Annotated in this window: 15 protein-coding genes; 10 read left to right on the plus strand and 5 right to left on the minus strand. The window is 63.1% G+C overall.

The features are described from left to right. Positions 1–28: 28 nt before the first annotated feature. The 5 genes from K288_RS0114690 to K288_RS0114710 are packed head-to-tail and all read left to right on the plus strand — an operon-like array spanning position 29 to position 4,358. Positions 29–1,048 carry an ABC transporter substrate-binding protein gene (locus K288_RS0114690; RefSeq protein WP_027580249.1) on the plus strand — a complete coding sequence of 340 codons (1,020 nt, stop codon included), beginning with the start codon at positions 29–31 and terminating at the stop codon, positions 1,046–1,048. A 17-nt stretch (positions 1,049–1,065) separates the two neighbouring features. Then, entirely contained in the window at positions 1,066–1,878 is an 813-nt protein-coding gene (locus K288_RS0114695; protein ID WP_027580250.1) for an ABC transporter ATP-binding protein, read from the plus strand. Beyond that, entirely contained in the window at positions 1,875–2,663 is a 789-nt protein-coding gene (locus tag K288_RS0114700; protein ID WP_027580251.1) for an ABC transporter permease, read from the plus strand. The genes K288_RS0114695 and K288_RS0114700 overlap by 4 nt, the downstream gene beginning before the upstream one ends. Continuing rightward, on the plus strand, positions 2,660–3,649 hold the full coding sequence (locus K288_RS0114705) for a 2-hydroxyacid dehydrogenase (protein WP_027580313.1): 990 nt from the start codon (positions 2,660–2,662) through the stop codon (positions 3,647–3,649). Before K288_RS0114700 ends, K288_RS0114705 begins: the two co-directional genes overlap by 4 nt. 13 nt (positions 3,650–3,662) lie before the next feature. Further along, positions 3,663–4,358: an AprI/Inh family metalloprotease inhibitor gene (locus K288_RS0114710; RefSeq protein WP_027580252.1), complete on the plus strand. Its 696-nt coding sequence runs from the start codon at positions 3,663–3,665 to the stop codon at positions 4,356–4,358. A 163-nt stretch (positions 4,359–4,521) separates the two neighbouring features. On the opposite strand, the gene K288_RS0114715 is transcribed toward K288_RS0114710, so the two are convergent. Next, positions 4,522–6,189: a PAS domain-containing methyl-accepting chemotaxis protein gene (locus K288_RS0114715; protein WP_027580253.1), complete on the minus strand. Its 1,668-nt coding sequence runs from the start codon at positions 6,187–6,189 to the stop codon at positions 4,522–4,524. A gap of 340 nt (positions 6,190–6,529) precedes the next feature. Here K288_RS0114715 and K288_RS0114720 point away from each other — a divergent pair, with 340 nt between their 5' ends. Further along, a complete protein-coding gene (locus K288_RS0114720; protein WP_027580254.1) occupies positions 6,530–6,904 on the plus strand; it encodes a hypothetical protein in 375 nt (124 codons plus the stop codon). A gap of 6 nt (positions 6,905–6,910) precedes the next feature. Here the strand turns inward: K288_RS0114720 and K288_RS0114725 are convergent, their stop codons facing one another. Further along, positions 6,911–7,357 (minus strand): GNAT family N-acetyltransferase, encoded by a 447-nt coding sequence (locus K288_RS0114725; RefSeq protein ID WP_027580255.1) that lies wholly within the window; start codon positions 7,355–7,357, stop codon positions 6,911–6,913. A 77-nt stretch (positions 7,358–7,434) separates the two neighbouring features. Further along, positions 7,435–8,148: a DNA repair protein RadC gene (gene radC / locus K288_RS0114730; RefSeq protein WP_027580256.1), complete on the minus strand. Its 714-nt coding sequence runs from the start codon at positions 8,146–8,148 to the stop codon at positions 7,435–7,437. A 375-nt stretch (positions 8,149–8,523) separates the two neighbouring features. Between radC and K288_RS45515 the strand changes: the two genes are divergently transcribed. From K288_RS45515 to K288_RS45520, 4 genes are all read left to right on the plus strand, one after another. Next, a complete protein-coding gene (locus K288_RS45515; protein WP_084799596.1) occupies positions 8,524–9,309 on the plus strand; it encodes an AraC family transcriptional regulator in 786 nt (261 codons plus the stop codon). Positions 9,310–9,447: 138 nt separating this feature from the next. Next, the gene (locus K288_RS0114740; protein ID WP_027580257.1) at positions 9,448–10,161 is read left to right on the plus strand and encodes an SDR family oxidoreductase; all 714 of its coding nucleotides are present in this window, start codon (positions 9,448–9,450) and stop codon (positions 10,159–10,161) included. A 10-nt stretch (positions 10,162–10,171) separates the two neighbouring features. Then, positions 10,172–11,263: a nitronate monooxygenase family protein gene (locus K288_RS0114745; protein WP_027580258.1), complete on the plus strand. Its 1,092-nt coding sequence runs from the start codon at positions 10,172–10,174 to the stop codon at positions 11,261–11,263. 211 nt (positions 11,264–11,474) lie between these two features. Then, positions 11,475–12,194, plus strand: coding sequence for a DNA-3-methyladenine glycosylase I (locus K288_RS45520; protein WP_043159879.1), 720 nt, complete (start codon positions 11,475–11,477; stop codon positions 12,192–12,194). A gap of 72 nt (positions 12,195–12,266) precedes the next feature. On the opposite strand, the gene map is transcribed toward K288_RS45520, so the two are convergent. Then, positions 12,267–13,088: a type I methionyl aminopeptidase gene (gene map, locus K288_RS0114755; protein WP_027580259.1), complete on the minus strand. Its 822-nt coding sequence runs from the start codon at positions 13,086–13,088 to the stop codon at positions 12,267–12,269. 113 nt (positions 13,089–13,201) lie between these two features. Beyond that, a complete protein-coding gene (locus K288_RS0114760) occupies positions 13,202–14,515 on the minus strand; it encodes a mechanosensitive ion channel domain-containing protein (protein WP_027580260.1) in 1,314 nt (437 codons plus the stop codon). Positions 14,516–14,520 lie beyond the last annotated feature (5 nt).

Raw genomic sequence — 14,520 nt, forward strand, 5'->3', positions numbered from 1 at the left:
GGGCCATAACAAGCGACGGAGTCCAACCATGAAGCGGGCCTTTTTGCTGCGAGCGTTAACTATAGCTGTTTTCGCCCTGGTCGCGGCCTTTGCGCCCGCGAAGGCCCAGACCATGGACAAGGTTTCGTTCGGCACCAACTGGGTGGCGGAGGCCGAGCATGGCGGTTTCTTCCAGGCGCTGGCGGACGGCACCTACAACAAATACGGCCTCGAGGTCACCATCGTTCCCGGCGGTCCCAACAACAACAATCGCATCCTGTTGATCGCGGGCAAGCTCGATTTCTTCATGAGCGCGAATTCGCTGCAATCCTTCGATGCGGTCACCAGCAACGTGCCGCTGGTCGCCGTCGCCGCGATGTTCCAGAAGGATCCGCAGGTGCTCTTGACCCATCCTGATATCAAGGCAACCAAGCTCGAGGATCTGAAGCCGCTGACGCTGCTCGTCTCCAAGGAGGGCATGACGACCTACTTCCAGTGGCTGAAATCCGAATACGGTTTCAGCGAAAGCAAGGTCAAGCCTTATACCTTCAACCCGCAGCCCTTCATCGTCGACAAGAAGAGCGCGATGCAGGGCTATGTCACCTCGGAGCCATTTGCGGTGGAGAAGGCCGCCAACTTCAAGCCTGGAGTCTTCCTGCTCGCCGACTACGGCTTCAACACCTATTCGACCCTGATCGAGACCCGCCGCGAGCTGGTCGAGAAGAAGCCCGACCTCGTCCAGCGCTTCGTCGACGCCTCCATCATCGGCTGGTACAATTATCTCTACGGCGACAATGCCGCCGCCAATGCCATGATCAAGAAGCTCAATCCGGAAATGACCGACGAACTTCTCAGCTATTCCATCGACAAGATGAAGGAATACGGCATCGTCGATTCCGGCGACTCCTTGAAGAACGGCATCGGCGCCATGACCGACGAGCGGATGGCGAGCTTCTTCGACAAGATGGTGCGGGCCGGCGTCGTTCGCTCCGATATCGACTTCCGCCAAGCCTATACGCTGCGCTTCGTCAACAAGGGCGTTGGGCTCGACCTGCGGCCGAAGAACTAAGCACAAAGATTGCTCTCGTGATGGCCGAGCAAGCCTCGAGCGAACTGGACGCCGGCTCCCCGCTTGCGGTGAGCCTGCGCGGGGTCACGAAAGTTTATGACAGCGGTGTGGCGGCGCTCGGGCCCGTTGACCTCGACGTTAGGCGGGGAGAATTCGTGTCGCTGGTCGGGCCGTCGGGCTGCGGCAAATCCACCGCGCTGCGGTTGATCGCGGGCCTTGCCGCGCCGACCGCCGGCACGGTCAGCGTCTCGCGTCTCGCCGCCGAAACGCGTGGCCATCACCCGATCGGCTTCGTGTTCCAGGAGCCGACCCTGATGCCGTGGGCGAGCGTGCGCGAGAATGTCCGCCTGCCGCTGAAGCTTGCCCATGCGCCGACAAGCGAGGCGGATGCGCGCATCGACGAGGCGTTGGCGCAGGTCGGGCTTGCCGAATTCGCCAGGGCCTATCCGCGCGAATTGTCCGGCGGCATGAAGATGCGGGTCTCATTGGCGCGGGCGCTGGTCACCGATCCCGATATTCTCCTGATGGATGAGCCATTCGCGGCGCTCGACGAGATCACGCGTTTCCGGCTCAACAACGATCTGCTCGCGCTGTGGCGAAAGCTGCACAAGACCGTGATCTTCGTGACCCATTCGGTGTTCGAGTCGGTGTATCTCTCGCAGCGCGTGATCGTGATGACGGCACGGCCGGGGCGGATCGGCGCGGAGTTTCGCATCAGCGCGGCCGAGCCGCGCGGCGAGGAATTCCGCACCTCCGCCGAATATGCCGGCTTCTGCCGCCAGGTTTCCAACGCGCTGGCGCCGGCCTATGCGGGACAGGCCGGCGCATGAAGTCGTCGCCGCATGTGGTCCGCCTGCTATTGCCGGTTGTCGTCTTTGCGGCGGTCATCCTGGTGTGGGAAGCGATCGTCCGCATCAACAATATCCAGCCCTATGTGCTGCCGGGACCGGTGGCGGTGTTTCAGACCCTGATCTACGACTGGGCGGTGCTGTCGCAATCGCTGGGCGTTACGCTGCTGACCACGCTGGAAGGTTTCGTGGCGGCCGCGATCGGCGGCATCGCGCTGGCGCTGTTGTTCAACCAGTCGAAATGGCTGGAATATTCGCTGTTCCCCTATGCGGTGATCCTGCAGGTCACGCCGGTGATCGCGATCGCGCCGCTGCTTCTGATCTATCTGCAGCAACAGACCGCCGTGGTCGTCTGCGCCTGGATCGTCGCCTTCTTTCCGGTGCTGTCCAACACCACGCTTGGGCTCAATTCGGTCGACCGCAACCTTGCCGGGCTGTTCCAGCTCTATGGCGCGACGCGGCTGCAGACGCTGTGTTTCCTGAAACTGCCGGCGGCGCTGCCGTTCATCCTCGGCGGATTGCGGATCGCGGGCGGCCTGTCGCTGATCGGCGCAGTCGTGGCCGAAATCGCGGCCGGCACCGCGGGCGCAGGCTCCGGTCTCGCGTTCCGCATCGCCGAGTCCGGCTATCGTCTCAACATTCCACGTATGTTCGCGGCGTTGTTCCTGCTCTCGGTCACCGGGATTGTCATTTATGGGGTGCTGGCGCTAATTTCGCACCTGGTATTGCGGCGCTGGCACGAGAGCGCGCTTGGAAAGGAAAGCTGATGGCTGCAAGTATCTCTTCTGACAAGATCGACCTTTTGATCTACGGGCCGATCCGTCCCATTCTGCAGAATGGCTTTCCCGACCAGTTCATCCTGCACACCGCGGAAAACCGCGCCGATCTCGAGCGGCTGACGGCGGAGACCAAGGCCAGGATCCGCGGCATGGCCGTGACCTATCACACCGTGTCGACCGACAGGACCGTGCTGGCGCAATTCCCGAAGGTCGAACTCGTCGCGAGCTTCGGCGTCGGCTACGACCATGTCGAGTCCGCCTATGCGCGTGAACACAACATCATCGTCACCAACACGCCCGACGTCCTGACCGAGGAGGTCGCCGACGTCGCCATGGGCCTGCTGATCTCGACCGTGCGCGAATTCATCAAGGCCGACCGCTATGTGCGCTCCGGCCTCTGGCAGACGCAGAACTATCCCTTGAGCGTCGGCTCGCTGCGCGACCGCAAGGTCGGCATCGTCGGGATGGGACGGATCGGGCAGGCGATCGGCCGCAGGCTCGAGGCGTCGCTCGTTCCCGTCGTCTATCACTCGCGCAATCCGGCGGCCGGCGTGTCCTACCAGCACTATCCCGACCTGATCGAGATGGCGAAGGCGGTGGATACGCTTGTCGTGATCGTGCCCGGTGGCGCCTCCACCGCGAAGATGATCAATGCCGATGTGTTGAAGGCGCTCGGCCCGCGCGGCGTGGTGATCAACGTCGCGCGAGGCTCCGTCGTGGACGAGCCGGCGCTGATCGCGGCACTGAAATCGGGGACCATCCTGGCCGCCGGCCTCGACGTGTTCGCCACCGAGCCGAACGTGCCGGACGAGCTGAAGTCGATGCAGAATGTCGTGGTGCTGCCACATATCGGTTCGGCTTCCGTGGTAACGCGCAATGCCATGGACCAGCTCGTGGTCGACAATCTCAAGAACTGGTTCGCCGGCAAGCCGCCGCTCACGCCCGTCGCGGAGACCCCGGTAAAGGGGCGTTGATCAGGGATCGTCGATGTCAGTCCGCCGTTTCAGCGTCGTGGCCGCAACGCTTGCATTCGCGGGCGTTGGACCTGCGTCGTCCCAGGATGCCTCGTCGCTGAAAAAGGAAATGATCGGGCAGTGGGAGCTTGCGACCACCGAACGCAGCAAGACCTGCGTCGTCACGCTGAAGGGCGATGCGACGGCGCAGGGCCTCAAGCTCGAGTTCGAGCCTTCCTGTCCAGCGGCGCTGCCCTTCACCAAGGACATCACCGCCTGGAACATCAAGGGGCTCGACATCGTACGGCTGCAGAATGCGGCCGGCGAGTCGGTGATCGATTTCACTGAGGTCGAGAGCGGCATCTTTGAGGGGCATCGGACCGGCGAGGGCGTCTACATCCTGCAAAACCTCGCCGCGGCGCGCTCGCTCGCCAGATCGATGGACCAGATGATCGGCGACTGGTCGATGGTGCGCGGCAACGGACAGGCGGTCTGCGGCCTGACGCTGACCAACACCGAAGCCGGCCAGGACAATTTCCAGGTCTTCCTGAAGCCGAAATGCGATCCGGCGGTGACGGCGTTCGCACCGACGGTTTGGCGGCTCGATCACGGGCAGATGCTGTTGATGTCCGAGAAGGGCGAGACATGGCAGTTCGAGGCCGACGACAATGCGCAGTGGCGCAAGGTCCCCGACAGCGCCGACCCCCTGATCATGCTGCGCGACCAGTAGCTGCGCGATGGATGCTGCCCTCCCTCCCCCGCTTGCGGGGGAGGGCTGGGGTGGGGGTGTCTCCGCGATAGGACTATCCGTGAGGAGAGAGCCCCCACCCGCAGCGCTCTTCGAGCGCAGCGACCTCCCCCGCAAGCGGGAGAGGTGAAGTAGTCCGCTACTATCACCCGATGCTGGCGGCCTCGTTGGCGGCGCGCTGCATGCTCGACGACATCTCGCCGGTGACGACGCTCTGCTCCTCGACCGCGGCTGCCGTCGACGTCACATATTCGCCCACTGCCTCGATCGAGCGGCGGACCGTGCCCAGCGCAGTGACCACGTCGACGGAGATGCCATTGAGCGACTCGATTTCGACGCCGATCTTGTCGGTCGCCTGCTTGGCCTGGTTGGCGAGGTTCTTGACTTCGGCGGCGACCACCGCAAAGCCGCGGCCGGCCTCGCCGGCGCGCGCGGATTCGATGGTCGCGTTCAGCGCGAGCAGGTTGATCTGGCCGGTGATGTCGCCGATCATCTGCAGGATGCCGCTCATCGAGGCGGCCGCCGCGGTCAGCCGCTGCGCCTGGTGGTCGGCGGACTGCACATGGTCGGTGGCGGCCGCTGCCGTGTCCTTTGACTTGACCATCGCCTCCGAGATCTCGCGCACAGAGGCATTCAATTCCTCGGCCCCCGCCGCAACCTGCTCCATCATGCCACGGACGCGCTCGCTCTTCAGCCGCGCGATAACCTGGGCGGTGACGTCGGAAGCATATTTGACGACTTTGAACGGCTTGCCGTTCAGATCCATGATCGGATTGTAGGAGGCCTGGATCCAGACTTCGCGTCCGCCGGCGCCGACGCGGCGAAACTCACCGGCCTGGTATTCGCCGCGATTCAGTGCGGCCCAGAATTCCCGATAGGCAGGCAGGTCACGCTCGGCCGGATCGACGAACATGCTGTGGTGACGGCCCTTGACGTCGTGCAGGGCATAGCCCAGCGTTTTCAGGAAATTCGCATTCGCCGTTCTTATCGTGCCGTCCATCGCGAACTCGATCACGGCCTGCGACTTGTCGATGGCCGCGATCTGGCCGGCAAAATCGGCATTGCGCAGCTTCTGCTCGGTCACGTCGGTTGCGAATTTGACCACCTTGAACGGCTTGCCGCTCTCGTCGAATACCGGATTGTAGGACGCGAGAATCCAGACTTCTCTGCCGCCCTTGCCGATCCGCTTGAACTCGCCGGTCTCGAACTCGCCGCGGTTCAGCTTCTGCCACAGCTCCCGATAGTTCGGGCTGTCGCGGAACGATGCCTCGACAAACATGCTGTGGTGCTTGCCCTGGATCTCTGCCAGCGAATAGCCGAATGCGCGCAGGAAATTCTCGTTGGCGTTGGTGACGGTGCCGTCGAGATTGAATTCGATCACCGCCTGGACGCGGCCGATGGCTGTGGTCTGCGCCCGAAAATCCAGGTTCTGCAGCCGGATCGAAGCATCGGACCATTCCACGGCGAAGCCCGAACGCTGTCCGTCGTCGGTGGCAAGCGGGGTGACAACGAGATCGAAGGCGCGGCCACCGAACCTGATGGTCTCCTGGTGCGGCGACTTCAGCTGCGCCAGCGCTTGGCGCTGGGCGGAATCCCTGTAAAACACGTCGATGCTGCTGCCGATCAGCTTGGCGACAGAGAAGCCCGGAAGCTCCTTGCGGATGTCGGCTTCCGCTTCGGTGAGCAGCCTGGTCACCGCACGATTCATGTAGGTGATGGTCAGCGACGCATCCGCGACCATAAGGTTTGCGGTGATGACGTCGGCAGCAGTCTTGGCAATTTCACCGGCACGCGATTTCCGGCTTCCAAACATGTGCGGAGGTTCCTGCATTGGGGGGCCAGGCGACGCAATTGTCGATCTGGTATTCACGATCGGCGAATCAAAATTCCAAATGTCAGCAGAAGCTTCTCAGCATGGTGTGAACGGTCCCTTAAACATCAGGGTACCGCTGACAAAATTGCCGAGCTCCGATATTGCGTTGCGTTTTCGAGCGAACCATGCCCTCGGACTCGATCCGGGTGGGCACCGGTTCGCGTGAACCGAAAATGCTCTGGCCGTCACCTGTCCGTGTCCCGGAACGAGGAACGCCGTTGGCGTGTGGGGCGTTGGCTGTTTATGTCTCGATCCGGCTTCCTCGGACCAGGAGCGCACTATGGCGACGACCGTGCTTGCAATCGGCATCGATCCGGCATTCGCGGATTTCAGCGCCTTTCCGCAGCTCACACCGGAACTCATCAGGAACTATATCGACGCGCAGATTGATCAGTTGCGCAACCACGGCTATGAGGCGGAAGCCTGCCTGGTCGATCTCGGCGATACTGCCGAGCAAGTCGTGGCTTCAGCGCTGCAGTCGAAACGGTTCGACTGCGTCGTGATTGGCGCGGGCTTGCGTGAGCCGGCCGCGCAACTTCTGCTGTTCGAGAAGATTCTCAACCTGGTCCACCGGCTGGCGCCTGAGGCCTCCATCTGCTTCAACACCACGCCTGCCGATACGATGGATGCGGTGCGACGCTGGGTCGCGCCGTGAACCGCCTCAAACGCGATCGGTGCGATGAGACGTGCCCTCGATCAGGCCCTTCTTGATCGCGGCGTCCTCGTTGCCGAAGATGGCCATCGCCGTGAGCATGTGCCGGAAGCCGAGCTTCTCGTAGAACGGTTCGGTGCCGGGATTGGCGTACAGGATGATCTTCCTGTGGCCGCGCGACAGATCCCGCAGCCGCGTCGCGATCTCCTTGCCGAGCCCTCGTCCCTGAAAACGCGGATGAACCGCGATATCGCAAATGTAGGAGCAATCGACACCATCAGCGACGGCACGTCCCGCGCCGGCCAGGATGCCTTCCTCGAACGCGAAGCATTTGTACATGCTGTTTCCGAACGCGCGCTTCAGGTCCTCCGGCTTCTTGTCGCCCAGCGGGGCGATCCGATAGAGCTCCGACAGCACGTCCCAGTCGATCCGATCCTGGTCAGATGTCCATTCCACGTCGCCGCTCCTTTACGCTAGATTTTTTTGACGCGTTTTCTTCACGCGAACCGGCGTCCACTTCGCTCGAAAACGCTCTATATCAGCCGCATCCCCTTCAAGCTCGCGTGCCCGTTCTTGCCGACGATGATGTGGTCGTGCACGGCGATGCCGAGCGGCTTGGCGATGTCGATGATCGCCTTGGTCATTTGAATGTCGGCCTGCGAGGGCGTGGGGTCGCCGGAAGGGTGGTTGTGCACCAGGATCAGCGCGGTGGCGGATAATTCGAGCGCGCGCTTGATCACCTCGCGCGGATAGACCGGCGTGTGGTCGACGGTGCCGATCTGCTGCACCTCATCGGCAATGAGCTGGTTGCGCTTGTCGAGGAACAAGAGGCGAAACTGCTCCTTGTCGGCGAAGGCCATGCTCGAGCGGCAATAGTCGAGCACGTCGTTCCATGACGACAGCGCCTTGCGCCGCTTCACCTCGCCCTTGGCGACGCGGCTCGCGGCGGCGGCGATCAGCTTGAGCTGGTTGACCGAGGCTTCGCCGATGCCGTCGACCTCGCGCAGGCGGGCGACGGGGGCATGGATCACCTCGGCAAACGAGCCGAACCGCCTCAGCAATTCCTTGGCGAGCGGCTTGGTGTCGCGCCGTGGGATCGAGGCAAACAGCGCCATCTCCAACAGTTCATAATCGCTCAGCGCGTCCGGCCCGGCGGTATGGAAGCGCTCGCGCAGGCGCTCCCGATGGCCGTGGTAATGCGGCGTCTCGGCGGGCTGGTCTTTGCTGTTGTCAGTCTTGGCGGGCATCAACCTCAACATGCCGCGCTGCGCGGTTTTTGCAACCAGGAAGTGCCAGAGTTCGCATCGGAAGCTTCCATCGTGTGCCGGAAGATCGATAAATCTCGATCGCGTCCGCGTGATGTATAGCCGGGAATCGTTGCGATTTTGCTTTCAACCGGCCACATAGGATCGGCTGGGGGATTGTGGTCGACAGGCAGGATACCAGGGCGCGCCCGCATGAATTCCACGCGTCAGAAACAAGAACTGGCACCTCAACGAGAACAGCCTGCCTCGCGTCGAGCACCCGGGGACGAGAGCTACGGCACCTTCGGGCTCCTGGCTTCGTCCACAGATCGTGGGTGGTCGGGACTGACGGCAGAGCTTCGCAGCCACAGCGGTACAATGGCGTGGAAAAGCCCACAGCCTGATATCGAGGCTTGTATCGACGTCCACGGCAATGGGTGTGTCGTCACGCGACAGCGAGACGGCATCACCGATCGCACCGTCTCCGAGCGCGGAACCATCTGGCTTTCTCCGCCCGACGTGCAGGAATGCCTGATCGATTTGTCCGAGCCGGCTCCGGCGGTCCTGCACCTGTATCTTTCTCCGAGCCTGTTCTCGCCGGAGAACCTGGGCGAGGGTCTTGCGCAATCCGCAATGGCCGCGCTGCGTCTTGAGGGCGGTTTTCTCGATCCGCTCGTGGCTGAGATCGCCTATGCACTCACCTCCGAGCTGACGCGCGAGACGTCGGCCGGCGGGCTGCTCGCGGAGACACTGGTTTCGAGCCTGGTTGCAAGATTGGTTCAAAACCATCTTGGCAAGCCATCGCCCGACTTCCGCGCATTGTCCCGTCGCGAAGGCCTCGACCGGCGCCGGCTGGCGCGTGTGCTCGAGTACATCGAAGCCAATCTCGAAGGCGAACTGTCGGTTTGCCGCCTGGCGTCGGTCGCATGTCTCAGCCAGTTTCATTTTGCCCGCGCTTTCAAGGCCGCAATCGGCCGATCGCCGCATCGCTACGTCAGCGCAAAGCGGCTCGAACGCGCCAAGGAACTGCTCGGAGAGCGGGAGCAGCCCCTGGCCGATATCGCGCTAAGGCTCAGGTTTTCGTGCCAGGCCAATTTCACCCGCTCGTTCCGACAGGCGACAGGCCAGACGCCGGCGCAGTACCGCCGCGGCTTCGTCATCTGATTTGTTACGGCTGTAACAAATTCGCGGCTGCTGAACGGCAAGAAATGACAATTGCTGAGCAAGTGAGGCAAAGCCGCGCGCGGTCGGATGGTGCAATTGTCGGCTCCGATACATCCCAGACAATTGCGAGGAGCGAATATGACATCGGAGCGAAAGGTCGTCATCATCACCGGCGCGTCGCGCGGCATTGGCGCGGAGTTGCTGAAAGCCTATCGCGAAAACGGCTACCGCGTCGTGGCCACCGCCCGTTCGATCGGCAAGAGCGATGATCCGTCGGTCCTCATGATCGAGGGCGACATTGCCCAGCCCGAGACAGCCGAACGTATCTTCAGCCTGGCGATCGAGCGCTTCGGGCGGATCGATACGCTCGTCAATAACGCCGGCGTGTTCATTCCCAAGCCTTTCACCGAATATTCCGCCGCCGATTTCGCAAGGATGGTCGCGGTCAATCTCGCCGGCTTCTTTCATCTGACGCAGAAGGTCGCTGCTCGAATGCTGCAGGCTGGGTCGGGCCACATCGTCAACATCACGGCAGCGATCGCCGAACAGCCGGTAGCATCGCTGGCAGCGGGTCTGGCGGCGCTGACCAAGGGCGGACTCAACGCGATCACGCGCTCGCTCGCGATCGAATATGCCACGCGCAATGTCCGCGTGAACGCGGTTTCGCCTGGTGCGATCATCACGCCGATGCATGCGCCCGCGATGCACGGCTTTCTCGCCGGATTGCAGCCGATGAGCCGAATGGGCGAGATGCAGGAAGTCGTCGATGCCGTGATGTATCTTGAGAAGGCAGCCTTCGTCACCGGCGAGATCCTGCATGTCGATGGCGGCTGGTCCGCCGGCCGCGGGTAGGAGATGCGCGATGTGGTCCGACCGACGTCTGCTTGAATTGTTTGGAATCGAACACCCGATCGTGCTGGCGCCGATGGCGGGTTTCGCAACGGTTGAGCTCGCATCTATCGTCTCCAATGCCGGCGGCCTCGGCTCGATCGGCTGCGCTACCATGGACCCGCAGATCGCCACCGACACGATCGCGCAGCTGCGGCGGCTGACCATCAAGCCGGTCAGCCTCAACTTCTTCTGCCACGAGCCGGCGAAGGTTGATTCCGGCCGCGAGCGGGCGTGGCACGACCGGCTGTCACCTTATTATCGCGAGCTCGGAATTGACGAAGCGACACCGCGGCCGCGCACCGATCTTGCGCCGTTTGGCAGTGCGATGTGCGAATTCATCGAGGACGCGAGGCCGGAGGTGGTGAGCTTCCATTTCGGCTTGCCGGCACCGCCGCTGGTGGCCCGGATCAAGGCGGTTGGCTGCAGGGTGATCTCGTCGGCGACGACGGTTGCGGAAGCGCGCTGGCTGGAAGACCATGGCGCCGATGCGGTCATTGCCCAGGGCTATGAGGCCGGCGGCCACCGCGGTATGTTCCTCGATCGCGACCAGAACCGCGCGCTCGCCGCGCAGCTTGGCACCTTCGAGCTGGTGCCGCAGATCGCTGACGCGGTCGGCGTGCCCGTCATCGCCGCCGGCGGCATCGCCGATGGGCGCGGCATTGCCGCCGCCCTTACCCTTGGCGCCTCCGCCACTCAGATTGGCACCGCCTTCCTGCTCTGCCCGGAGGCAGCGACGCCGCCGCTGCACCGCGATGCGCTGCGCCAGGCGCACGAGGTTGGCACCGTGGTGACCAACGTGCTTTCCGGGCGACCGGCGCGCGCGATGGTCACTCGCCTCGTCGCCGAGCTCGGTCCCTTGTCCGACGCTGCACCGGATTTTCCGTTGCCGATGGGCGAGCTGGCGCCGCTGCGCGCCGTGGCGGAACGGAAGGGAAGCCGCGACTTCACTTCGATCTGGGCAGGGCAGGGCGCGGCATTGGCGCGCGAACTCCCGGCCAAGGCGCTGATGCAGACCTTGGTGAAGGAAGCAGTCGAGCGCCTCAAGCGCGTCGCGGGTGGCTGAGATCCGCTAGAGCGCGATGACTTTTCTTCGAGTCGTCATCCCGCTGTAGCTGTTTGTTTGAGCATGATCTCCGCGCAAACGCTTCGCGTTTGTCGCGAGGGAAAACCGGTCCCCACTTTTCCGGATCATGCTCTAGTTGCTTCGCATTGGCATGGCGGCTTGCATCACGCTATGATCGGCCGTCCCTGCCAATGCAAAGAGGTCTCGCCGCGTGACGTCGTTCAAGGCCATTCGGGCGCGGGCCGAGAAGCGCAAGGGCGGCGCGAAAGCGCTGGAGAAGCTGTTGCCGCCGCCGCCGAACGCGAAATCCCTGGCCAAGCTGACGGATGACCGCGTTCTTGCCGAGATGACGAAGCGGGTGTTCTGCGCCGGCTTTGCCTGGAGCGTGATCGACGCAAAATGGCCGGGCTTCGAACAGGCCTTCCTCGGCTTCCAGCCCAGGAAGCTCGCATTCGAGCCGGACGAATTCTGGGAGCGGCTGACGAGCGATACGCGCATCGTGCGCAATGGCGCCAAGATCATGTCGGTGCGCGACAATGCCCGCTTCGTGCAGGAGATCGCGGGCGAGCACGGCAGCTTCGGCAAATTCCTGGCCGAATGGCCGCCTTCCGACGAGATCGGGCTCTTGAACCTGCTGGTGAAGCGCGGCAGCCGGCTCGGCGGCAATACCGGCCAGATGCTGCTGCGTTTCCTCGGCTGGGACGGTTTTGTCACGTCAAGGGATGTCGTCGCCTGCCTGCGCGATGCAGGCCTCGATATCGCGGAAGAGGTGAAGTCGAAAGGCGATCTCGCCAAGGTGCAGGCGCAGTTCAACGCCTGGGCCAAGGAGACCGGGCTGCCTTACATCCATCTCTCGCGCATCTGCGCGATGTCGATCGGGGAGAATTACGAACCGGCCGAGCTCACGCGCCGCATGGGCGGTGATGACTGATCGGACGCGGTCAGGCGCGGTTATGTCAGCGGGCCGCGATGAGCCTTCTTGCCCGATGCGTCGGTGCGGTGGTTATACCGTCCACGGCTTCTCGCCGCTCCGCTGCGACAGCGTGAAGATTTCGACGCCATCGGCGGTCACGCCGACCGAATGCTCGAACTGCGCCGATAGCGACCGGTCGCGCGTCACTGCGGTCCAGCCGTCGGACAGGATCTTCACATGCGGCTTGCCAAGATTGATCATCGGCTCGATGGTGAAGAACATGCCGGGCTTCAGCGCCACGCCTTCGCCGGGCCGGCCCACATGGATGATGTTCGGCTCGTCATGGAACATGCGCCCGAGGCCGTGGCCGCAGAAATCGCGCACCACGCTCATGCCCTGCGGCTCGACATAGCTCTGGATCGCATGGCCGATGTCGCCGGTGGTGGCGCCGGGCTTCACCGCAGCGATGCCGCGCATCATCGCCTCATAGGTCACCTCGATCAGCCGCTCGGCCTTGCGCGCGATCGGGCCGACCGCATACATGCGGCTGGAATCGCCATACCAGCCATCGACGATGAAGGTGACGTCGATATTGACGATGTCGCCTTCCTTCAGCGGACGGTCGCCGGGCATGCCGTGGCAGACCACGTGATTCAGCGACGTGCAGGTCGAATAGCGATAGCCGCGATACATCAGCGTCGCCGGATAGGCGTCATGGCTGAAGGCGAACTCGCGCACGAACTGGTCGATCTTCGAGGTCGGGATTCCCGGCTTGACGATGTCGGTGAGCTCGTCGAGGCATTTTGACACCAGCGCACCCGCTTTGCGCATGCCGACGAAGCTGCTTTGTCCGTGCAGCTTGATCTGGCCGGTCTTGCGTAGGGAGGTGTCGGTTGCTTCGATATAGCTCATGGGCGGATCATTTGCGGGATGCGGTTCGAGTGGCGGCAATTCACCTAATTTAATGATCGGAGCGGCTAGTGCAAGCCAAGGTTGGGGCCGAAATGGCCTTTCCTGACATGGATTTAGCTTGAAGTCTCAATCACGGTCTCGACCGGGAGCGCGCCGCGGACCCGAAGTTCCCGCACCGGATAGGGCACGCGGATGCCCTCGCGCTTGAAGGCGTCCCAGAGCGCCAGCATCACGTCGCTTTTGACATTGTCGAGGCCATCGGGGTCGCCAATCCAGAACGTCAGCGAGAATTTCATTCCGGCCTCGGCGAACTCGGTCAGGATGCAGTTCGGCGGCCTGCCTTTCAAGGCCCGTGGCGCCGCGCCGGCGATCTCGATGGCGAGCTTGCACACCAGCCGCGGATCGGCGTCGTAATTGGTGCCGAAGGGGATTTTGACCAGCGTGTTCTTGTCGGTATAGGTCCAGTTGACGACCTTCTGCGTCACCAGGTCCTCGTTCGGGATCAGGAATTCGCGGCCGTCGCCGGCGGCAACCGAGATGTAGCGGGTTTTCATCGCGCTGATGCGCCCCGAACTGTCGCCGATGGTGACGAGGTCGCCGGGCTTCACCGACTTGTCGGCGAGCAGGATGATGCCCGAGATGAAGTTGGCGACGATCTTCTGCAGGCCGATACCGATACCGACACCGACTGCGCCTGAGAACACCGCGAGCGCCGAGAGGTTGATGCCGACCGCGCTCAGCGCAATCGCGATCGCGACCACCATCAGCCCGATGCGGATGATCTTGATCAGGAGCACCTGGATCGACGGCGTCAGGTCGGTGGCGCGATTGATGCGGCTCTCGACGAAATTGCTCGCGATGTTGCTCAGCCACAGCGCCAGGATCACCAGCGCGCCGGCCTTGATCAGGAGCAGCGGTGTCAGCCGCAGGCCGCCGATCACGATCGCAACCGAATCCAGCGTTTCCGCCGTCGCATCGAGCTGGCCGATGATGCTGAGTGCGGCGACGATCCAGGCCGCCGCTGACACCACGCGGACGATGAGGGCGTTGCGGATCACCGATGTCACCAGGCAGATCACCAGCCAGGCTAGCGCCAGCTTGGCCGAGACCGCGATCAGGTAGCTGCGGCTCGGCCAGGTCGAATGCGCCATCGTGATGCGCGTTGCGATCATCAGGAGTGCGAATACCGCGGTCGAGGCGCTGCCGACCAGCACGCGCAGGAAATGCCTGAGCGGCAGCGGCAGGTGCGACGCCAGCGTATCCATGTCGATCCGTGCGCGGATCGCGGTGTCGGCCGCATAGGCGATACCGGCGGCGGCCAGGATGATGCCGAACTGCAGATAGAACCAGGGCGAGGTGACCTCGGCGCCGACCGACCGAGCTGCCATCTGCAGGGCCTCGATGACGTCCTTCAGGTCCATTTCCATCGGCA

The sequence above is a fragment of the Bradyrhizobium sp. Ai1a-2 genome, from assembly GCF_000426245.1.
In the GTDB taxonomy this organism is placed as follows: Bacteria; Pseudomonadota; Alphaproteobacteria; order Rhizobiales; family Xanthobacteraceae; genus Bradyrhizobium.

What these genes read in the sequence shown, in the direction of transcription:
- K288_RS0114690 (WP_027580249.1), top strand. Translation starts at nt 29, where the DNA reads ATGAAGCGGGCCTTTTTGCTGCGAGCGTTAACTATAGCTGTTTTCGCC.
- K288_RS0114700 (WP_027580251.1), top strand. Translation starts at nt 1,875, where the DNA reads ATGAAGTCGTCGCCGCATGTGGTCCGCCTGCTATTGCCGGTTGTCGTC.
- K288_RS0114710 (WP_027580252.1), top strand. Translation starts at nt 3,663, where the DNA reads ATGTCAGTCCGCCGTTTCAGCGTCGTGGCCGCAACGCTTGCATTCGCG.
- K288_RS0114715 (WP_027580253.1), bottom strand. Translation starts at nt 6,189, where the DNA reads ATGTTTGGAAGCCGGAAATCGCGTGCCGGTGAAATTGCCAAGACTGCT.
- K288_RS0114720 (WP_027580254.1), top strand. Translation starts at nt 6,530, where the DNA reads ATGGCGACGACCGTGCTTGCAATCGGCATCGATCCGGCATTCGCGGAT.
- radC (WP_027580256.1), bottom strand. Translation starts at nt 8,148, where the DNA reads ATGCCCGCCAAGACTGACAACAGCAAAGACCAGCCCGCCGAGACGCCG.
- K288_RS45515 (WP_084799596.1), top strand. Translation starts at nt 8,524, where the DNA reads ATGGCGTGGAAAAGCCCACAGCCTGATATCGAGGCTTGTATCGACGTC.
- K288_RS0114740 (WP_027580257.1), top strand. Translation starts at nt 9,448, where the DNA reads ATGACATCGGAGCGAAAGGTCGTCATCATCACCGGCGCGTCGCGCGGC.
- K288_RS0114745 (WP_027580258.1), top strand. Translation starts at nt 10,172, where the DNA reads ATGTGGTCCGACCGACGTCTGCTTGAATTGTTTGGAATCGAACACCCG.
- map (WP_027580259.1), bottom strand. Translation starts at nt 13,088, where the DNA reads ATGAGCTATATCGAAGCAACCGACACCTCCCTACGCAAGACCGGCCAG.
- K288_RS0114760 (WP_027580260.1), bottom strand. Translation starts at nt 14,515, where the DNA reads ATGGAAATGGACCTGAAGGACGTCATCGAGGCCCTGCAGATGGCAGCT.